This window comes from Endozoicomonas gorgoniicola, assembly GCF_025562715.2.
GTDB classification, from domain to species: Bacteria; Pseudomonadota; Gammaproteobacteria; order Pseudomonadales; family Endozoicomonadaceae; genus Endozoicomonas_A; species Endozoicomonas_A gorgoniicola.
In genome coordinates this window covers 1,868,332-1,890,309 of sequence record NZ_JAPFCC010000001.1, presented here as the reverse complement: position 1 = coordinate 1,890,309, position 21,978 = coordinate 1,868,332, and the positions used below count along the sequence as shown (strand labels likewise).

Sequence of the window (21,978 nt, the reverse complement as noted above, 5' to 3'; positions counted from 1 at the left end):
CTTGGAATTTTGTATATCTAATGGCTATACTTGATTGTAAGTCCAACAGATATACAAGAGGTGTTATATGGCTAAAACAGTTCCCATCAATATGCGGGTTGAACCCGTACAGCAAGCTTTGCTGACCATGGCAGCGGCTGTGCTGAATAAGGATAGAACCGCTTTTATTCTTGATGTTGCCTGTCGGGAAGCGATGAATGTATTGCTTGATCAACGAGTATTTACTCTGGATGAGGCTCAGACCAAAGCCTTTGAAGAGGCTCTGGAAGCACCTGTTCCTGAACAGAGTAAACTATTGGCGGAGCCTGCACCGTGGGAGTAATCAGGGCACCGGAATTACTGACAAAAGATCACAATACAGACGATTTTGATTGTGGCCATGATGTACTGACAGAATGGTTGAAAAAAACAGCCCTGAAAAATCAATCTGCCAATGCCAGCCGTACCTTTGTTGTGTGCAAAGGCGATAGGGTTGTTGGCTACTACGCACTGTCCAGCGGCAGTATTGAAAGAATGCAAACACCAAAATCCCTTGCCCGGAATATGCCAGACCCGATTCCAGTGACGGTGCTGGGGCGACTGGCCATTGATCAAGCGCATCAGGGAATGCGTATTGGCTCGGGTTTGTTGAAAGATGCCATGATGCGAACACTGGTTGTATCCCAGCACATCGGTGTCAAAGCCATGTTGGTTCATGCTATTTCCGAAGAAGCCCGGCAATTCTACCTTCAGTACGGGTTTAAAGAGTCAACATTTAACCCCATGACACTGATGCTTCCGGTTAAACATATTGTGGGCTTGTTTCCTGATCAGGGGTAACTCTTGCTGCGGCGTAACGAATCCGCTTTATTGCTTTGGTAGTTGGTGGTTTGACTGGGTGTTATACCCTGATAACGGTCTTCCAGCCGCTGACGGCTATCTTGCCTTTGTTGATCAAAATCCAGTCGGGAACCTTTGCCGGTGAGCGTTGCCAGATTGAGCTGCTTCAGTGTATCGGCATTTAATTCAGGCAACTTGTTTTGCAGCTTCAGGAGTGCCAGCCACTCGCTCAGGTCGATTCGGTTCCAGTCGACCGCTTGTAAAACTTCGGGGGTGATACCAGAACAATCCGGATGTTTGGCGGAACCCCAGCCCATGTTTAACTGTTGTCTGATTTGTACCTGCAGAATGCGTGACAGAGGTGAGTTGAAACAGCAGTAACTGTTGAAGCTCATGCTGCTGAGCCCCAGTAATTTGGATTTTCTGTAGCTGCCGACCTTATGACAGGTTTTCATTTCCCGCTTTGCTGCCAGTTCAAACTCTTCGTCTTCACATTTGTTGGTGATCTGGATGATCAGTTTGGTCATGGTATAGGCGGTGTAGAGCATGGTAACGGCACTGATCGCCGAGGTGATGGCTGGGTTCAGCATCAATGCTTGCTGACTTAGTTGCCCGCTTTGTGAAGCCAAATTGTCACCCACGGTTCGGAACAGCAGGTTGGTAGCGTCTTCTCCCAGTATTTTATGAACGACTTCGGCCATTTTTCGCATCAGTTGTTGCTGCATATTGCCCAACAGAGATGACTGCGCTTCTTGCGACAGATCTCCGGCAATAGCTTGGGCTGTAGCGGTTTGTGTGTGGACTTCGGCGGGTGTTGGCCAAAGTTTTTCGGAGAGCTTGTCCCAACTCTTTCCTACGTCTGACCATAGATTTTTTGCGGGTTGGCTGAGTTTTTTGATGGCCTGCATCAAAGGTTCCCGCATTTTCTGGTACTGGCCGGTTAACTGGTTGGGGTAGTTTGATTGAAGATGGATTGCAGACTTATCGAACAGATAGCCCATCAAAAGCAGGTTCAGGTAGCTTCCAAAATTGACATTGGTGGGCAGGTTGCAGCAGTCCACCATATTAAAAATACCTTTTTTGCAGGTGCAGGCTTTACCGCTGAATATCTGGCAGCCGCCATCATAAGGATCGCACTCCATGTCGTGCGCCATATGTTTTGCGGCGTGGAGCCCACTTACTGCACTGGCAAAATCCGTATTATCAGCGTCGGTAATATCCGCCTGGCATTCTCCTAACATGCACTTCATAGGCTGGCCTTCACAGTGAATGCTTTCTTCGATGCCAATGCGATTTAGTGAACCGGTGTAGCCGCAGTCGTAGCGGTCTTCCGAGGTGTAGCAGGTGCCATATTCTTGTGATGGAGAGTCTCCCAGACATCGGCTGCCGAGAAATTCACAATCAGGATTATTGGCGAACTGGGCGCAGCTATCGGGAGGCTGTTGTGTGGTTGTGGTCTTGTAGTAGAAGCAATCAGCTTCAGCTCTGATGATTTTACAGTCAGATGGTAATTGAGGCGACAAAGTGGCTCTCAAGGGGATCACTTTCCCATGAAGGGTGTGTTCAGCATCGCTTATGGATTCAAGACACTGGTAAGACAGGTTACACAGTCCATCCAGTTGCCACTGCCGCATTTCCTGTAGCTTTGCGAGTGCTGAATCGGGCGTCCATCGGTCATCTTCAACCAGCTGACTGGTATCAAAATACAGCTTGACCAGTGCATAGCCCTCACCATCACCCCCGACGGATGTTCTGATCTTGAAGGTCAGCTGGCGATTTGCGTTTGTCACCAGAGCTGTATCAAGAACCACAGGGCTATTGAGATAAAAGTTGGAGTCCAGCTCACAACCACCGCCGCTCTCCGGGGGAAAGTCACCATTGCTCTGCCATACCTTATGATCGTTAATCCAGATTTGCATCCGGTCATCCCAGCGGGCTTCCTGAATGACGGCACGGGTAAGGGCTTCCGGTCTTGGCAATGTGACAGTGAAGGTTTCCTCTTTGATACAACAGCCACAGCGGTAATAGTTATCTGCGCCTGGGTCTTTGCCTAATCGAATCTGAATGCAGCCTTCATCGACAGAACTGCTTTCACAGCTGTTCATACCTGCCAACCCCGAACTTGAGACGTATTCAAGGAATGGGCTGATTCTGATTTTACGGTTAAGCGTTACGCTGTCGTCCGTAACCAGTGCCCGTGTGCATTCTCTGATATCGGGGCTATGCACCTGCTGATCCTGTTTCAGCACCAGTGTTTTCTGATAGTCACAGCCTTTAAAGTGCTGGCGCAGCCGGGCAATGGTGGCACTCATCTCTGCATTAGGGTCATAAACCGGATTGCCCTGAGCATCAGTAGGCCAGTGTTTTTGCTTTGACCATGTGTTGGGATGTTGCAGTGCATTTACGCCCAGCTCCATAGCCCCGAGAATCCGGTGTTCATTGGCGTCGGGGTAATAGCGATCAGGAGATTGATTCAGCAGACGCCAGGCTTCGCCTTCCGGTGAGTGTTCGGTTTCCAACTGGGTTGCTCGGTGTTCGCCAAAGGTTTGCAAGCCGTCAAAATCTTCATGGAGATAAAAGCGTTCCAGCTGTTGTCGATGTTGATGGTCTTCAGACTTTTCGATGATGAGAGTGGGGTCAGAACCAATAACGGGTTCTGGATTCCGGGTAATGGCTTCGGTCTTATGATTGATGTCGTTGAGCCACTGAGAGCGAGTGTGTTGCTCAAAGGTTTTAGCGGCTTCTTCTGCAAAGGCAGTGCTTATGCAAAAGAGAAGCAGGCAACACAGACTGTTGAGCTGGAAGTATTTCACTGGCTTACAGCCGTTTGACAACAATCCCGGTACTGCCAGATCAGGTACATGGCATCGTCTTTACCCAATGGATGCCGGTGCATTCCCCAGGTGGCGGCGGATGCACCGACCCAGTGGGCTTTCTGCTTCTCCGGTTCCGGCCAGAACATGCTCATCTTGTACTGGCTTTTGGGTAGCCAGGGAGTAATACGACTGTGGCACTGTGCATCCGCGCCTACGGTTTTTCGGGCAAGTCCGATGCGATGAATCTTGGCTAATGCTCTGGTTGCTAGCAGGCTGGTGTTATCAGCAAAGTGTCCGTAGGTACTGGTAAAGCCGGACAGTGGATATAGATTGCCCCAACTACCAGCGCACCAGTGCAGGCTATCCATGGGTTGTGAATTCAAAGCAGCCAGTCCGTCGGCAGTACAGGCATTCATCGCCGCAGGGTTGGCATAAGCCGCCAGATCCGGAGAGAGCAGGGCAGCCAGTTCAGGATGATTCCACGATGGATCGACTTCGGACAGGTTCATCAGGTCAAAATCCACCAGATCACTGGTGCAGCCACCAATGCCAGTAAACATATTCAGCATTTCTATCAAGGGCAGGCTGTAAACATGTGCATGGAGGTACGTTAAGCCTTTGGGAATATTGGCTGAACCCAGAGTTCCCCAACGACGCTGGTCAACCATCGGGAGCTTGTGACCACCCAGAGCCATCAAACAGCCCGGACTGCGGGTCAGTTCAATTAATCGCTGAGGTCGCCAGAACCCGGTAGTCACTCCGGGATGAAACATGCCTGCACTGTCTTCGCACATACAGAGCCCTGTGCTGGTTTTGGCTCTGTGATTCGGCTCCTTTCCAGAGCCTAGTTTTGCCAACCCGATTCGGATGGGAAACAGCTCTTTCCAGGGGACGGAAGAAATCAGTTTTTCTGACAGGATCGGTACGTTCTGGCATAAAGCTTTTGATGGGTTGTCGGTGGCTTCAACGGCATAGGCTGATTGTGCTGATTTGGAAATCAAAGCCCTTGCCCATGACATCACATCAATCGCTGAAAACTGTGACACTTCTGCGGTAGTCACTCGCCAGTGATTCTGACTTTCCGGTGTCAGTAATGTGGGTAGAGCGGTCAGTTGAAAGCGATGAATCAACTCTGGAGGCATGATGTAAATCGGATGCTGATGCCAGACAGTAGACAGCGTTTGAAAGTGTTGCAACGAACCATTTGAAACCAGCACCAATGCATCGGGGTATTGCTGTAACCATGGAATTACAGCTTTCTGTTGCTGGCGATCATTGATATCCAGAGCAATTATGGGAGTGCGCCAGTGACCGGAAATTTTCAGAACTTTGATGGATGCCTGTCGACTGGTCGGCAGCTTTGCTCCGAAAGATAAGACTTTGCTCTGTAGTCGCTGGGATGTTTTTGCCTTTACTGCTTGCCAGTCCTGTTGGCTTAAGCGCTGAAGCAACACCTCCAGCAAGTCCGGTTCGCTGATTGGATAAGTCGTGCCATAAATACCGAGATGGCCACGCCTGCCTGATTGATATTGACGCATCAGCCAATCTACGGAGGTCACTCCAAAAGCTGTCAGCTCTGTCTTTCCATCAACTTGCAATGTTATGGCGGGAACCCGGTCAATCTGGTATTCCCGGAAAGCTACAGGATTGATTTCAACGGTGGTCGTTGTTCTATTGGTCATCAAAATCTGTTGCCATTTTTGAATAGCAATGCCTAAATTCTGATGTTGACCCTCAATCCCCCGGACAATGAATGTGCGAACCGCAGACTTTTTTAATAGCGCAGTCAATAGCGATTTATCCATACTTGCAGAAACAAATAATTTAATTTGTAGCTCGTTTGCCATCGCTGTAGAGAAAATGATCATAATGCAGATTATCGCAATGAGTTTGTGCATTAGTTTTTTGTAACAGAAGTCACTACTCATTTTCGTGAGAATCATCAGGGGGATATTCTACCGAGTTGTTATACATCCGTCATTCAGCACCTATATCAGGAATAAATCTCTTGGTACGGTCGACCAAGAATTGAAATGATGGTTAATTGCCTCTCCTGCAAGCCAACGACATGTTTTTCATGACCATCGACCAATAAAACATTAATTCCCTGAAAGCAAAAAAATACCCAGCGTGCAGTCGGATTCTGATAGGGCTTTCGCTTCATATCCGGAAAGAACCTACTCTGACGCTTTAATTCATGCCTGATTCGATGCTGTATCGCTGCGTAGACTAACAGGCAAAGCGTCATCACCATAAGCAACGCTTCTATACGTTCCGGCTTCTTTAAAAACAGCGAGGAGACCAGAAATTCAGGGCTTTTAAGAAACCGAAATCCACGCTCCACCGACTGCTGTGATTTATAAGTGCTCAACACTTCTGCTGAACTTAGCCGGCTCCTGTCCAGATCATTTGTTGCCAACACAAAGCACCCCAGGGAAGCCTCTGCTACTTTACGACAGTCAACGGATACCCAAGGATGACCGCTGACATAATACTCCACGCTATCTGGTTTGCTGTCTTTCTCCGGACGTCCCACTTTGGTATAGCATGGTTTTGTCGTAATTACAGGTTCTGCCTGACAATAATTGCTTTTTGATTGCCACTCATTGAACGCACGCAATGCGTCCGTTTCACACTTGAACGGTTTCTTCGCCAGCTTGCTGGTCAGTGCTTCCGCTTCTTTTTCTGACTTTTTCAACAGTTTTTTGAGCAGTGTTTTCTGTTCGCTTTTCCGAGCCTGTTCACTGCGAATCAGAACCCACCGTTGAGATACATCCGCATAGTCGGACAGTACTTCGCAGCTCTCATAACCTTCGGCATCTTCAACCGGTGTCATCGCACAAGAAGCGACACTGTCCACAAGCTCTCTTGCGGATTTTATTTTAGCCGGAACCCGGGTGATGAACTGTTGCTTTTGCTGATGCAATATCTGTACATTGTCTGTTGTATAAAGTGCAGCATCGCCGATCAGGTAACGATTATTCAGCGCCTCTTTGTAGCATTTCAAATGCTTGCTGATGACTTTTTTAAAATTAGTGTTGTCGTTTATATTGCCACTGGATGCGGCCATGAATACGGGAATACCCGCCTGATTTTCAGTCATTAGGAGCAGTATCGCCTGATTTAATTCAGGTCGGTGATCTCTGCTGTATCCACGACAGATTTTAATGCAGTTCAGATCTTCTTCATCGACTTCAGACTCACTGTTATAACGACCGTCCACATGAAAGCTGGTTGAATCAAGATTCAGAGCATTACACGGCAGTTTCAAGACATTAACGGCCTTGACAGCCAGTGATAAATAGACCTCACTTACACCCAGTTCAAAAATTTGATCCAAGGCTCTGCCGAGTACACTTTCGTTGATATGTTCCGGCTCTATACCCGGCCGAATAAGTTTATCCAGTGGTTTGTCGGCGTGAAACTCAGGGAACATGTGGAGTGTGCGAGCAGTGAAGCCCAGTCCGTTAAGCAGCATTGAGACAACGGTTTCTCCGAAGGAAATCTTTCTGGTTTCAGATTGGTTGGGAACCAGAGAATCCAAGAGGTTAGCGATCCCGAGCTCTTTGCACATACCGGCCACCAACCCCGTATGGTCGATGCGTTGAATGTGAAATTGATGAGGTTGCATGGCATATGCTCAGTCTGAAAATTTTTTACATTTTAGATGGTTTTAGGAAATTCTCAGATTAAGTGCTGAATGACGGATACATCGATAGCCAGTAGTTTTTGATTTGCTCAAGCCCATTGGGCCAATTGAAAGGCCAGAAAACGATAAAGGAGTAAGTTGCTCCAAAAACGCAGCAGTGGATTAAAGGCATTTGAGCCATGATCTGTAATCGTTCAGCTATGGTTAATGGCCTTGCAACTATGACAAAATGATTGTGCTCTGGAACCTGTGGTGCACCCGGTTCTGCGTAGACGATTGAGCTAAGCAGGGCTGCCATAAAAAGTAGCGACTGAAGCCGCACTTGAAACCAAAACCAATTTCCCCCGGTCATTTTATTCCTCTATCTTCCAAAACCTGCAGAATGGCATCACTCAATGTGATGCCTTGAGAGCGGTAAGCCCTGATTGCCCCTTCATCTTCCGGATGGCTGGAGTAGAGCAGTTTTTTAAATGGATTCAGGATCAGGCGGCCAATGCCTGATCCTTGTTCTGTGAGTACCAGTGCTTCAGAGTATTTACCTTCCACAGTATGAACGGTTTTCAAAAGCTTGTAGCCTTCAGGCGATAAAGGTAAACGCTGCTGTTTTTCCAGCTCATTGATGGTGGCCAACTGCTGCTTCAACAGAAACTGGGTGGCGCTGTTGTCTAATGCCGCACGGCCAGCCGGGGTTTCGTAAAAGTCCTCGATGCGCTGGGCAGCCATCAGGTTGGCACCGTTAAACCGGCGAAAGCGACGGAAGCCGTGTTCAATAAACAGGGCGGCTCCCTGAGTGTCCCGCATAAGGTTCCAGGCTTCGTCGATCACCACCAGTTTACGGCGGCTGACATCACCGAAATACATGATTTGCTGGATCAGGTAGATCAGTTCCAGAATCACCACTCGTTGCAGATGTTTCCGGTTGTCCAGATGGCGCAGTTCCAGAACCGTAAATGACTGGTTAATATCCAGCGTATTGTCACCACAGAAAAAGCGACCGTATTCACCTTGTGTTGTGAAGGCACTGAGCTGCACTGCCAGATCGGTCATACGCTCGTCCGTATGATGCTTTAACCGCTCCTGCAATAGATCAATACTGCTTCCCGTACCCTCATGCTCCCATAACTCACGAATCTGTTCTCTCAGTCCCGCTTCCTGATAAGGCGTCAGTGGTTCTCTGGGCGATACCATGGCAATGATTAGTGCCAGCAGAATATCCCCTTCTTCTTCGTAATCATGCACCAGAGCGAAAGGGTTCATGCCGATATTGCTGCCCTGATCAAAATCCAGAAACAGACCATCAAAATGATGGCAGAGCTTTTTGTAACCCTCGCCAATATCCAGCGCCCAGCATTGACCGCCACGAATCAAGATGTTGCTGATAATCTCATTTACCAGCACGGTTTTCCCTGCGCCCGAAGTAGCGGCAATAATGGCGTTGTAATTACTGTTGGATTCAAACAACGACAGATTCATTAACTGTCCACGACGGGACACAAGATTCAGCAGGGCTTCCCGATGGCCCGACCAGTCATCAAATAAGGGCAGTAATGGAACGGCGTGACGGGTTGCCAGGGTCTTCTCATGCATGGCAATGGTTTGTGTACTTTTTTGGGCGTTGCCGGGGAGGGTGTTGAGAAACATGGGTAACATGAAATACACGTCTTCATAAAGCATAAACCCCAGTTCACGGAAGTAGCTGCTGGCATTGGACGACAGTCGATTAGCTTCTTTCTCGGAATCACAATACAGAACCAGGGCAAACGTCAGCATTAACGGTGCATCCCCTTTGTTCAGGGCTTCAAACAGCACATCAAAATCTTTCTTGCGCTCCGTCAACCGGGGTTCAAAGCGGGTAATAGGGCTGGACGATTGCTGAATAGCGATTCTCTGTCGATTAGCGAGTGAAGACTGCAACTGTCTTATTGGCGGAAAGTGAAGCAGCACATGAAGTTGGGCATAACACTTGATGCCTCTATGCCCATTCTGGCTGTCACCCAGATAGTTAAAGGCTTGTCCAAGCTGGGCATAAGCGGGGAGTTTTTTAGCAACGAGCACTTTGACAGTTCGGGACTTATCTCCAGAACCAAGACTCAGGTGAATAGGGGACACGGACAGTGAAGTGTCCGGATCAAAAACCTGTTGATTCAAAGGTTTTTCGGCATCTGCTTTGATTCCGTCCAGAGTCCAACTCCCCTGTTCCGGGTGGTTAACCAGAATCATATTCAGACGCAACCAGTCGTGCTGGTTCATGGGCGAAGATAGTAATCCTGCGGTTTCAATGCCGCCCTCAAAAGACGATTTGAGGCGTTTAATCTGTAACACCTCATCATCGCCGGGCGTACGCTCATTGATGGGGACTTTGATGGTGAACCATAAAATGCCATGCCTGAGCATCTGCTCATTGGTAACAGGCTGATGAATACCGGATTGCAGTTGTTCAATATTCTGCTTCAGCATGGCTTTGAAGCGTGGGTCAGCACGATCCCTGGAAAGCATCAACTGTTGAATGGTCAGCATCAGGTCAGGGCTGGAAATCAGTCCACATTGCAGCAACGCGTTCCCCGGCCAGTCCTGATTCAATAAGCCGTTGAGCCGGTCATCAAGTCCGGAATCCAGTCCACTGAGCGGCATACAGAGAAAACCGAAAAACAGGTGTTTGTCGTCGCATAAAAAGAGTTTGTCTTCAGGGTCATAAGCCCGGGTCGTAAGAAGCGCATCTGTGAATTCAGGTTCTATTGGCACAGTTGTGTTTGAATTGGCGAACATTCGGCATTTTCCGGCTAATTTGAACTATGTTGATTGACGGAAGTAAATACTCAGTAGAGAGCTACTGGGAGGTGAAGACGATGAATCTAATGAAACAGATTAAAGGGTTTATGGCAGGGCTTATATTCCTGATCTTTTGTTCTCTGCTAATGGAGCAGTTAGCCTATCTGCTTTTGTTACCAGGCTACTGGTGGAAGCTTATAGGATCTCCGGTGTTCTGGAGCCTGTTCTCTGCTGTGTGCTTTTTGCTGCTATGGCGTTTAAACCGGAATTGCCCCGAAGACTTCTCTGTTCAAGAAGACCATGAACAATGGAGACCAAAAAGAAGAATAAACCCGACAACGGGACTGCCAATGGTAGGAGGTATCGATGCGAGTGGAACACCTTACGGAGGATGCCCGGAATCAGGTTTAATTAAACCTGATAATTTCTGGCTCATATCCCGCTGAGTTCTCGATAAACGGCTTGATGCTTCCTGGAACAGACCCTTGTCCTGCCTGCCAAACACTCTCTGGTTATTATCCGTCTGGCGCTGGTTAAGTTGATCCAGTACATTGCTGCCTATGTGTTCAGGAGGCATCGTTGTATCAAGATAGTTGCCTTCCATCGGGAGCAGAGATTGTCCCTTCAGCAACTCTCCAACTGACTGCTCATACTGTCTCAGTTCAGGCTGATAAAGCCGGTTCATTTCTCCGATAAGAGTAAGTGCTGCATTGGTATGTTGTGGATTGTCAGCGGCATGTGTCAGATGATTGAAGGCATGCTGCCCTAAAACAGCTCCATGATCACCCCAGCCTCTGCTGATTTCAGCAATGGATTGCCCCAAACGATGACGACGATCTTCCGGATCAGCACTTCGTTCATAACTGGGGTCACGATCTTTGACCATTGAGGCAAAAGCAGCGGCCTGATGGTCTGTCAGGCCATGGGATACTGCTCTATCAAAGGCTTCGTTATATGTCAGCTTGAGTCCCGGGCCTGATGTGGAAGGGGCAGTTCCGTAGGCACTGTGTTTTAGCAGGCTTGTAATATAGGGTTTGCTTTGACCTGAATGCTGAAACTGACCACTGATAGATTGGCTGGACTGGCTGTATGTTCTGGCCAGGGGCTGCAGAGCTTCAGGAAGTTGCTGTATGGCAGATGATTGAAGGTTTGTGTCTTGTAAAGCCTTTTGTTCCGGTAGCTGGCTGGATTCTGAAATGTGTTGTCTGACCTGACCGCTGTCGATGCTTTCGGGTTGATGCAGTACTTCATTTACTGATTTTGCAAGACTACCATCACTGCTTTTTTGCGAAGCCAGAGTTTGATTAGACTCCGGACTGCTTTTTAAAGATTCAGCACTGATTATGCCAGACTGCTGCAGAGCTTCACTCAATCGCCCCAAATCTTTCTCATCGGGACTGTCTAAATAGGTTGATACCAGAGCGGCGGCCAATGTTTCTGATGAGCTAGCGAACTGGCCACTGAATCTTTGCATGTTGTGGTTTACCTGCTGCTGAAAGTCCGGGTCAAAGGGCTTGGACTGCAATGTGTTCATGGCCGATTCTGAAAAGGATAAACGATTTGCCCAGACAGCGGGTCCCGTATTCAGAGCTTGTCCCAGTTGTTGTTGCAACTGGCTGGCCTGTTCATAGCTTTTTTCAGTACTGAGGCTTTCCTGAGCCATTTTTTGGTAGGACTGGTTATCGCTCATGCCCAGCTCTTTTACCCAGCTGTGGGAGTTGCTGCTACTGGCATCCATTGATAGAGCTTTTTGCAGATTTGAACTCCAGTTTTTTGAAAAGCTTTCTTTGTTTAAGTATGAAATTGCATCCTGAAACGCTTCTGTCTTGATTGCGCGACTTCCTCCTGACCATTGTTTTTGGTATCCACCATTAACACCAAACAAGCTACCTAAGAGACCATTTTTCTGAATGCCTCCCCCTGCTTCAAGTATCTTGGTGGTAGCCATATCTTTTGCGGATTGAGAGCTCAGCCCAAACTGCTTCTGTAAATCCCTCGCCAAATCATCCCGCATCTGAGTAACCTGACTTTCCCCTGTGCTCAAGCTACTGCTGAACTGCCGCAATTCACGACTATCAATGGAGTCGCCATAACGCTGTTGAATTGCATGGCTGGTTGCCTGACTAAAAGCCATCCCGGAAGATTTTCTTGCGGCATCTTTTGATTGAACGAGACTGGACAGATGACTGCTGGCAGATAAAGCCGGAACCACCTGATCAATCTGCCCTCGTGTTGCTCCCTGTTGTGGTCCAATATTCCAGCCCGCCTGCTGATTGACCGCAGCCCCGGGCATCATAATATCCGGCGAACTGATTTTTTCATTCACGAAATCGCCACTCTGCATCCTGCCTGCAAGATGAGTAGCGGTAATGGCACTGCCATAGAGCAACATCAGAACCAATGCAGGTGTAGAAGCCGCCATTAGTCCACCGACGCCTAACCAATACTCCAGAATTGGCCCCGACTCAATAATACCGGTGAAGCTGGTAATGGGGGCTGACAGTGCAGCCATCGCTCCCTGTGAAACCAGTGTGATGTAGAGATTATTGATAGCCAGAACCGGCATCCAAAGCTGAATCCATAACAGCAGCATCAGATATTTAAACGCCAGTCGTACACCAAAGAGTCCGACACAGACCAGTAATCCCATCAATGGGGTCACCGCAAACACAAATCCTTCGATATACGCCATCATCGCCCGCATACTGCTCAGGAACAGATGTTGCTCACCTGCCCACTGGGTATTGCGCTGAAGGATGGCTTGCTGCGTCATAATAGCCGCCTGAGGCTGCTGCATATCCTGAAGCTTCTCAATGGTGGCATCGTGATAAATGGGCAGAAGGGCAGAGGCCATCATAAAGTTACGGCTGGATTCTGCACCCTGGCTTAACGCTTGCAGGGCTGAACTCAGTGTCAGGTTTCTTGCCGAAGTCGTATTGTCTTGCTGAATCTGTTGATCAAACCATGCGGTGAGCCGGGGCTTTAGCCAGGCGAAGGCTTCATTGCAGGTAACGGACGTTGGTTGTCCATTGCGGTAAATCAGGGTGCCGAAAACTTCTGACTGAAATTCCAGTGCCGCCATCACATCAGCATTACTGAACACCTCATGGGTGGTTTTGTAGTTCAGGTCGATACCGATCAACGTGCATTCTTTGATGTAATTGCGCCATGACTGCGCCAGAGCAGGTGTATTTTGAAACTGGTTCATGGCCTTACTGCGGGCTTCCATCAACCGGGTCAGGCTGGATAGGTATCCATTTCTGGTCAGTTTCACGGCATCGGTCGTATGAAAAGCCTGTTCAAAGATTTCAGTCATTTTCCAGGTCAGAGTCGAGAGCATGCTGGCGGTGAGAGCAATGCCGAAGGGTACGTTGTCTACTTTGCGGTTGGTGTCGGTGTACACATCGTATATATCCACGTCGATGCCTTTGTAACGACTGCCTCCCGTTGGTAAACCAAACAGGGCCGTATAGATCAGCAGACTCAGCAGTAAATGTTGAAACGCCGGAAACTTACCCGCCATTAACCCCTGCAGTGCCAGATAGAAGGTACCGATGATAAACCCGATTTTAATGGTCAACAGAAAGTCAGGGTTGCTGACCATCAACACCAGGCCGTTCAGAACGGTATAGAGAAAATGGGCATCTCCGATGGAGTAGATACTTTCCATGTTATGGATTGGCCGGATTTACGCGGGAGGGGGATCGCTCAGCCTTTGCCGGTGGCAGTTTTTGATAGCGTTTCTGCTCTGCCACCGCCAGCATATGACGATAATCCTGAATCAATTCACCGAAACGACCGTAACGCTCTCCCAGTCTTTGCAATTCACGGTGCAACTGAGTGCGTGACGAGTTCAGGGTTGCTTGCAGCTGCTGGGCAAAGGGGTGGTAATCACCTTCCATATTGATGATCGATGTGGTGATCTGGTGCAAATCCTCAATAAACTGATGCACCATATAAAACGCAATATGAGGTGAAGCCTGGTTGATAAACAGCTTTGCTAATTGCACATCCGCTGCCGTTAAATTGCGAATCATGGCACCTGTACCCACAGGTAAATTGTGCAGCAGGGCAGTTGCTGATACCCCGTTGACGGTTTGTAGAATGCTTCTGGCATTCTGATGCCAATGATCCGCAAGGGCATTGAGTTGTTGGGTTAAATGCTCTGCCAACCCCGATAGCTTTTGTTTATCAACAAGATTCATGGACAGGCAGCCGGAATGGTCTTGGCAACGGTACAAGCTCACTTGTTCCGAGCCATAAATCAGGTCTTCCACCTTGAGTTGGTTGCCGATATAGCTGAACAGCTTCGGTTGAGTATCACCGGGATTCATGGAGACAATAATGGTTCCGGTAAGGCTCATGACCGCTTCCCGATATTCATTGCCGGTAATAGCTGAGGATTTCTTCAGGGCATTCCAGACAAGGTTGCCCAGTAGCTTTTCCTGATCCAGAGGGCTGGCGGATTGTCGCCAGGCTTTGACCGGGTCACGGTCAGATAAACCTGTTCCGGTAAACGACTGAAACGTATCTGCAACATTGGCTCGACTGATATTCAGTGAAGCGTCCGTCTGGAATTTCTTCATGGCCGCAGGCATGGGCATACTGTTCACCAGTCCTTGTCCCATCTGGCAGGAGTTAGAGAAGAGGCTGTTCAGGTGCATAATCTTTTCCTGCAGGGCTTCGATATGCTGGTAGGCTTTCTCGTTCATGGCACTGATAGCCAGCCCCAGCAGATAACCGGAAGCATTACCGGCAATATCCCGAATCAGCTTGTTGAATTGCTCGCTGTTGATAAACGAGAACGACCCGCCATAAAGGTCTATCCCGCCACAACCGGCAGAAAACTCCGGTGGCACAAAGCCGGTCAGGTTGGTTTCGTTGATACGGGTTCGGGCATGGAATGCGCCACCGGAAATAACCCCGCGTCGTTGAGTTTGGTAGACGGCAGGGTCTGACTGAGTGGACAGGCTGTTGAGCATTTTATTCAGTTCCTGTTGCAGGGAACTGGCCTGAACCAGAGTTATACTGCTGGCAATTAGCAAACATAAAAACAGGCAGCGGAAAAGACATTTACGACGGATTGACATCAGTCTTGGCTTGCTCACTCTCATCACCGCTATGATGCTGCTTCTGATATTGGATGTACTGGCGACGCAGAGGGGAGAACAGTTCCGAGCAGAGATCAATGCCTTTAGAGAGGGTTTTAGCCCACTCCTGGATGGGTTCTCTGGACTCCTTGCGACTCCACTGTCGTGTCAGCCACAGTAGGTCGCACTTCTGAATCAACAGGTCATAATTCTTCAGAATGTTCACGTAGGTGATAGCCTGGGGCGTTGTGCATTGCACGGTGAAATCTTTAGGTTTGTTGTAGGTGATGGAAACTCCGGCTTTTGCAGGCAGTGGCACTTCGTCCACAAAATTTTGCAGGGAACGATCCAGTTCCTCCAGCTCTGTAGTGATCTGCTCGATAGCTTTCATCGACAAGTCTTGCAGATCGTGATTCTCCGAATACACCACCTCCAGCATAAACAGCAGGTTTTTCAAACGATAATCCATCCACAGACACATTCTCTGCCCCTGATGCGTCTTTAAATTAAAGTGCGTCAGCAGGGCAGGCTGGGAGCGTTTTTCTCGTTTTTTCATATCAAACCTCGGATAAACCTGAACTCGCACACACGCTACCGCCGATCCTCAACCGTAGGGGCATTTGGCAAGTATTTTTTGCAGACCAAGAAATATCCTGTTTTTTGTAAAGAAAAACAGAACACAGGAATTAATTGAGATGAATAGTCCAGAGAAAAGTTCTTAAATTGAGTTAAGTCCTAATCTGATCGTAATAAAACGAATGTCGTATATTTTGATGACAGTTTTGATAAATAGACAGAGTGCAAAGAAGAGGTTTTTGAATAAGGTAAGATCGTCATGATACAACTCCAGAGAGAAGTACATGCCGAAGTCACAAACTGACTGTAAGAACAACAGCCGAGTGGCTTTGACATAGTTGCAGTAACAAGAAATAAAACTAAGTTGAAGAAATTCTTGTCGTTTAAAATCAGATATTTCTTAGGCTAAGTACCTGATCAGTAGAAGATTATAGAAGACCCAAATAATTTGCCGAGGCAAAATTGAAAATTATTTTTTAATAAACAATATTGCTTCTTATAACCTACTTTAAGGTGACAGAGAGTATAACTTGGACAACTATATCTATTAACGCTCTGGAATAGCACTGGCTTTAATCTTCTGACAGAACAAAGGCTCTAAAACAGGGCAATGAACTGGTCAGGCAAATATAAGCGATAGAGACCTTGCGACAATGTGACATGATTTTTTTGCTGATGTCCTAGAATAAGGTGTGTAGGAAATTTTACGACAGCAAAGAAAAAAAACTGTGAAATAATTCTGTGCTAGGGTGATCAAAGAATGAAGCTATGGTTTTTGATAACATGCCTCGGAAAAAAAACATATTATTGGTGACTATGCTCGTGAACACAGGGTGACTGAAATGAGAGAGACACTTGCTTATGTTGGTGAGGCTTTTAGACTTTTCATGGAACGTGCTAGCGAACCATGGGAAGTAGTCGATTGTTACGGAAATTACTGTTTTGCAAATGCAGCATTGAAACGATTGAATTGTCTGTCAGATTCATTTCAGCTCGAGGGTAAGCACTATTCGGAAATCCCGTCACGACCATTTGAAGAGTGCGCTCTGGAATTCTATCGCCAGGATGTCATGTGTATGAATACCCGCGTACCAGTTAAAGTATTGGATGTCCATGTGGACAATGATGGAGAGTGGTTTTGTTACATTTTTGAGCGGACCCCTTTGATTAATAATAATCAAGTCATTGGGTTAACTGATCATGGAAAGTCTGTCATAGAATTTTGGAAAGAATCGATGCGCTATTTACTGGCCATGCAACGCTATTATACGGGAGAAAATCAGGTTTCAATGCAAATAACCACTACCAACAACTTAACACAGCGTGAATCCGAGATCTTATTTTTCTTATTTGGTCAGGTAGAACCCAAGCGTATTGCCAGGTACTTGAACCTGAGCTTAAGTACAGTCAATTGTCACATTGACCGAATGCGAAAAAAACTGGGATGTCAGACGACGCCACAATTAATCGAAAAAGCCATATGGTTAGATTTCCATAAAATTCTTCCTGAAAAATTAATGGGCGACTGTCATATATCGTTAGTTATTGATTAAAAACCAGAGTAAAAAGTTATGTTTATGATTAAGTACTTTTTGAAGCCAAGTGGCATAAATGGAATTGGAATTTTTGCCAACCAGAACGTAAAAAAGAATGACATAGTTCATCGAGGTATATTGTCAGATGATCTTATTCTCTCTACGGCGGAGTTTCATCAGTTAACTGAAGAGCAACAGGTGACAATGCAACATTTTGGTTATTTTGACAGAAAATTAAAAAAGTGGCGGTTAGAAGCTGGTGATATTAAGTTCTGCAACCATTCAGACAAACCCAACGTAACATTAGTTAATACAGACTTGTTGGCTTTACGTGATATTCCTTCTGGAGATGAAATTTTACATAATTATGAGGAGATTGAAGAGTTGAGGGAAGTTTAAACAAAGTGATGATATTTAATTTATTGTGAAGCCAGTCTGTTACTTCGATATTCTTTTATCTAAGAGCAGTATCTGAAAGCAGTAAGAGACAGAGTGCCCTGCCTAAAGAACACTCTGTCAGCGCTCACCACAGGGGGTGAACCGGCTTCTCAACCAGCCCCTGCCACTATGTCAAAGTCACAGGCTGACTATGAAACCGATGGTTAGTATAGTCAGTTCTGCGACTTGGACGTAAATACTTTTTGGGAGTATTTATGTTCTCGTATCTCTTGCGGGTATTGCATGCCCGGGATATTTGTGAGCCCCTTGTTGATATGAGGGGCATTTTTTCTTACTCCCGTTTAATGACTGCCCGATCGGGAAACTTTCCCTGTTTCAACCCTGAGAAAACGGTTCTGCATTTTATGTAGCCGCCGCTGTGCGCCCTGTTGCTGATTATTTGATTTGAAAATCAATCAGCAGCAGATATTTCAACTCTGACACAGCGGATTACATCGTTTTCTGCACGCCATAAAAAAAGCCCGGTTTTGGCACCGAGCTTTCTGTAGCAATGTTTGCGGTTCTTCCCTGTTTTAAGTGGGTAGTTTTCAACGATGTACGCCAGTGGGGTACAAGTCCAAGCCTCCAAGATGAAAGTAGATCGCTGTCTTATATCTTTCACGGTTTCGAAAGCCACAAGCCCGATTCTTCAAACTCTGAATCTTGCTGTTCACTCCCTCTGCTCGACCGTTATTAGCCTCAAGGACAATAGCGTTGATGATACCCCACAAGTGCTCTTTGACCGTTCTGGCAACTTCTTTTATGGGCTCAAGCCGACATCTCTGCGCCCAGCATAGCCACCTCTTCCAGGCCTTGATTGCCCAAGCTCTGGACTTGTAATTCCATAAGCTCATTGCCATTTGCCGGATGGCCCAGGCGCGAGCTGTTTTAAGTGTCGAGTTTCTCAGTGGTTCGAAGTTATCCCACTGCTCTTCAGACATGTTTTCAGGGTTAGTCAGCCAGTCGTAGCGAGTCCCCTTAAGCAGCTCTACACCTTGGTTTACAAGGGCTTTGTTCTCTTCTATCCGAACCTTGTTGACAGCTTTACCCAGAGACTGAGCAACGTGAAACTTATCAAATGCAATCTTCTGATCTGCGTCTGGAACATTCTCACTGACTGACTTGATGTAAGCCTTGGACATGTCCATCGTCACGCATTCGATCCCCTCTTTATGGTCATAGGGCAGTGTGTCAAAGTACTCGTTGAGACTGTCACTTTTACGGTCATCAGAAACGTGAATAACAACGCCTTGGTCGTGGTCAGTGACCACTGTGACGTATTCATGATGCTTTTGAAATGAGGTTTCATCAACAGCGATTCGTTTTGGTGGCTTAGCATCACGACGAGCCAGTCCTCTCTTCACTGCACGCTGCTGAATACCGTCTATGGCATTCCAACCAAGCTTCATTTGTCGTGCAACTGCCTTCGTAGTTGCCTCCTTTAGCCAGTCAATAACAAGGGCTTCAAACAGAGCTGTATATCGAGAGTCAGATTCAGCCCAGGGCACATTGATGGCTAACACCTTATGCTCAGGGCACTGGGTCCGTGGAACCCTGGCAACTAGAATAGTCTGAAACTGACAGGTATCCAGATGACGCCACTTCTGAGTGATGTGGTCGTAGCCAGAGCAGGGCTTATCGCAAACACTGCATTTGCAGGCCTTTTTACCATTGTGTTCAATGAATACCCGAACCTGTTGATCCTGTAATGACAATTCAACTTCAGAAACGAACCAAGGAGACTCAATACCCAGTATTTGAGAATAGAGTTGCTTATCACGCATCGGTGCATCCTTGCATTGAGTGCTTCAGAATATAATAAATCACCCACTCAAATTGAGGAAGAGCCATGTTTGCTGTGTCTTGGGAGAGCCATACATTGCCTTCCCTTTATTTAGTTGAGAATGGCATGTCTGGCAAGGTTTATTCTTTTCATGAACAGGTTGTCTGCAGACGGTGTTGATCCGACTGGTTATCTGCAAGAAAAAAAGCTGGACTTCGTGCTATTGAGCTCGCTGGTTGGGCTGAGAGTTGTACCGGACTGGTGGTATGGCGATTGCCTTGAATACCCACTGATAAACGTCAAAGGACAGATAACAGGTCACGAACGAATTTATCCCAGAGGGTTACTGCACAAGCGTTGCCCGGATCGTTTTGCACCAAAAGATAATAAGAAAGTTACCAAAGGTACGACAGTTTCCAGAAGTTTTTCGCTGGTTGGAATCTCTCTTTCAGAACTACCCGGATACCTGGGTAACTTGCGAGTCGTAGGTGGTATGGCTGATGCGGTAAATGTGTATCAGGCCACTGGAGAGCCTGTGGTCTGCATTGTCGGAGAAAATAACGCTAAGTCCATCGTTGCGCAGCTGACACAGGAATGGCCGCATCTGGAAGGGAAGATCATTGTTGCCCTGGATCATGATCTGGCAGGGATTATGGCTTGCCATCGAACCGGGTGTCTTTGGGTGGTTCCGCAGCGATACGGCGAGGACTGGAGTGATGTTCGTGACGATGTAGAGTTGCAGGGCATAAAGCAACAACTGCGGGAAGTGCGCAGCCCGATAGAGGCTGTCGATTTAAAATCCATCCCGATTCCAACGGTTGAAATGGCGATAGCGAATGGTTGCGGAGATTATCACAGCAGCCTGAAGTTACTGGCAAAGGCAGACAATGAGCGTTGTGCCGCTACTCTGGCAAAAGCCATTGTCCAGCGGTTTCATCATAAAGTTCCGGCTCAGTGTGATGAGCATGAGTTTATTCAGACAATTCAGGCCGCTAATCCCTATCTGCTTCATCCTGACACTTTGAATCAATTGAAAAGAATGCTGGCAGGCTACTGCTTTCGCCAACAACAGGTGGTTCAGAGTGAATGCGGCTTGAGTATCTGCAAAAAGCAATCTTTGGCAGAGCATTACCATAAAGTTTCGGCCATCAACCCTAAAACAGTACCTCTGGAAAAAGGCCGGATTACGCTGATCAAAGCCCCTTATGCAGCAGGGAAAACCAGGCTGATGTCTGCACTATCAATGGCTGCTGAACAAAAAGGCGACAGGGTACTGGCGGTTACTCATCTGGTGTCCCTTGCCCATGAACTCTCTAAACGACTCTGTCTGGAAAGCTATCTCAATATACCTGAGTCTTTTATGCCAGCGGTTAACCGGCTTGTGACCTGTATCAACAGTTTGTGTGCGCCGAATGTCAGCTGCTATTTGCAATCGGGCCAGCCAGATATATTGCTGCTGGATGAGTTCTCGCAGCACATCTCGGTACTGGGCACCTGTCCGCATATCAAAGACCCGTCCGTGCTTTCCCGTTACCTGGATTTAATTGAGCAAACGCCAACAGTCGTTATCTGTGATGCCGATTTGTCGTCTTACCATGTGCGACTACTGCAAGAATGGTTTCCTGAAAAGGACATCCAGTTTTATGAGATGCCATTCAGCCAGAACTCTGGTTTTGTGTGTGAGTTCGCGACTGGAAAAAACGGTGCAAAGTCCGTGATCAATCAGCAGGTTTTACCATCGATTGCCCAAGGCAGAAAAATCGCCATTGCCACTGACAACCGGGTCTATGCAGGCAAGTTGGAAAAAATTATTCGCAAACAGTTTCCTGATATTTCACTGCTGCGGTTCGACGGACAAAACCGTAACGAACCTGACCAGAAAGCCTTTCTGCAAAACTGTGATCAGGAAGCCCAGCGATATCAGGTCATCATTTACTCACCCGCTATTCAGTCAGGCGTTTCTATTCAGGCACCTTTCGATCAGGTGTTTGGTTTCTCCCATAACATCGTCCTGCCAACAGAATTTGTGCAAATGCTCAGGCGCTTCCGGTCAGCCCGGCAGTTTACCGTTGTCGCCGATATGATTCCCGCCAAAAAAGGTAATGAGGACTGGTTGGCCAGACTTCGGGCGCTTCAGTATGCCGAACGTTATGTCCGTAATACCGATGGTGTTTCTGTTGGGGAATACGACGGATTTTGTGAAGGTGAACGAAGCCGACAGGTGAGACTTAAAGCACTGGGCGGCAATGGTCTTTTTTATCTGATGCAGGAAAGAGGATTTATTATGGAGTATCACCAGTCAGAAGTTCAGCCTGAAGGTTTTGAGGCACGTTGGAAGGAGGCAGAAACGGAGTTAGAAAGGGAGGAGGTGGCGGCTGTTCGGCAGTCAGCTGTTATTTCAGCGGAGCAGTATGATCAGCTCAGCGTAAGCGTCAGGCTAACTCCATCTACCAGACTGCTTTAAAATCCTGAACACTAATGCTTCCAAACTGTAGGAAGCAGT

At 47.4% G+C, this 21,978-nt stretch carries 13 protein-coding genes; 5 read left to right on the top strand and 8 right to left on the bottom strand.

What is annotated here, in order from left to right; translation table 11 throughout:
- The first annotated feature begins 67 nt into the window (after nt 1-67).
- Nucleotides 68-322 carry a type II toxin-antitoxin system TacA family antitoxin gene (locus NX722_RS08555; RefSeq protein ID WP_262567623.1) on the top strand — a complete coding sequence of 85 codons (255 nt, stop codon included), beginning with the start codon at nt 68-70 and terminating at the stop codon, nt 320-322.
- On the top strand, nt 313-819 hold the full coding sequence (locus NX722_RS08550) for a GNAT family N-acetyltransferase (protein ID WP_262567622.1): 507 nt from the start codon (nt 313-315) through the stop codon (nt 817-819). The genes NX722_RS08555 and NX722_RS08550 overlap by 10 nt, the downstream gene beginning before the upstream one ends.
- Here NX722_RS08550 and traN read toward each other — a convergent pair.
- From traN to NX722_RS08515, 7 genes are all read right to left on the bottom strand, one after another.
- Nucleotides 810-3,632, bottom strand: coding sequence for a conjugal transfer protein TraN (traN, locus tag NX722_RS08545; RefSeq protein WP_262567621.1), 2,823 nt, complete (start codon nt 3,630-3,632; stop codon nt 810-812). The two genes, NX722_RS08550 and traN, sit on opposite strands and share 10 nt — an antisense overlap.
- Complete coding sequence (locus NX722_RS08540) at nt 3,629-5,533, bottom strand: TrbC family F-type conjugative pilus assembly protein (RefSeq protein ID WP_262567620.1); 1,905 nt, start codon at nt 5,531-5,533, stop codon at nt 3,629-3,631. Before NX722_RS08540 ends, traN begins: the two co-directional genes overlap by 4 nt.
- A 95-nt stretch (nt 5,534-5,628) precedes the next feature.
- On the bottom strand, nt 5,629-7,266 hold the full coding sequence (locus tag NX722_RS08535) for an IS1634 family transposase (protein WP_262564376.1): 1,638 nt from the start codon (nt 7,264-7,266) through the stop codon (nt 5,629-5,631).
- Between the two features lie 366 nt (nt 7,267-7,632).
- Nucleotides 7,633-10,050, bottom strand: coding sequence for a type IV secretion system protein TraC (gene traC / locus NX722_RS08530; RefSeq protein ID WP_262567619.1), 2,418 nt, complete (start codon nt 10,048-10,050; stop codon nt 7,633-7,635).
- 385 nt (nt 10,051-10,435) lie between these two features.
- Nucleotides 10,436-13,723, bottom strand: a complete 3,288-nt coding sequence (locus NX722_RS08525) for a conjugal transfer protein TraG N-terminal domain-containing protein (protein WP_262567618.1) — start codon at nt 13,721-13,723, stop codon at nt 10,436-10,438.
- A 1-nt stretch (nt 13,724) separates the two neighbouring features.
- A complete protein-coding gene (locus tag NX722_RS08520; RefSeq protein WP_262567617.1) occupies nt 13,725-15,161 on the bottom strand; it encodes a conjugal transfer protein TraH in 1,437 nt (478 codons plus the stop codon).
- Nucleotides 15,127-15,699 (bottom strand): hypothetical protein, encoded by a 573-nt coding sequence (locus tag NX722_RS08515; protein ID WP_262567616.1) that lies wholly within the window; start codon nt 15,697-15,699, stop codon nt 15,127-15,129. Before NX722_RS08515 ends, NX722_RS08520 begins: the two co-directional genes overlap by 35 nt.
- An 862-nt stretch (nt 15,700-16,561) precedes the next feature.
- On the opposite strand from NX722_RS08515, the gene NX722_RS08510 reads away from it, so the two are divergent.
- Nucleotides 16,562-17,272 carry a helix-turn-helix transcriptional regulator gene (locus NX722_RS08510; protein WP_262567615.1) on the top strand — a complete coding sequence of 237 codons (711 nt, stop codon included), beginning with the start codon at nt 16,562-16,564 and terminating at the stop codon, nt 17,270-17,272.
- Nucleotides 17,273-17,290: 18 nt separating this feature from the next.
- Nucleotides 17,291-17,653, top strand: coding sequence for an SET domain-containing protein-lysine N-methyltransferase (locus tag NX722_RS08505; RefSeq protein WP_262567614.1), 363 nt, complete (start codon nt 17,291-17,293; stop codon nt 17,651-17,653).
- Between the two features lie 587 nt (nt 17,654-18,240).
- Here NX722_RS08505 and NX722_RS08500 read toward each other — a convergent pair.
- Complete coding sequence (locus tag NX722_RS08500) at nt 18,241-19,476, bottom strand: ISL3 family transposase (RefSeq protein ID WP_262563604.1); 1,236 nt, start codon at nt 19,474-19,476, stop codon at nt 18,241-18,243.
- Nucleotides 19,477-19,626: 150 nt separating this feature from the next.
- On the opposite strand from NX722_RS08500, the gene NX722_RS08495 reads away from it, so the two are divergent.
- Nucleotides 19,627-21,939 carry a hypothetical protein gene (locus NX722_RS08495; protein ID WP_262567613.1) on the top strand — a complete coding sequence of 771 codons (2,313 nt, stop codon included), beginning with the start codon at nt 19,627-19,629 and terminating at the stop codon, nt 21,937-21,939.
- Nucleotides 21,940-21,978: the final 39 nt, after the last annotated feature.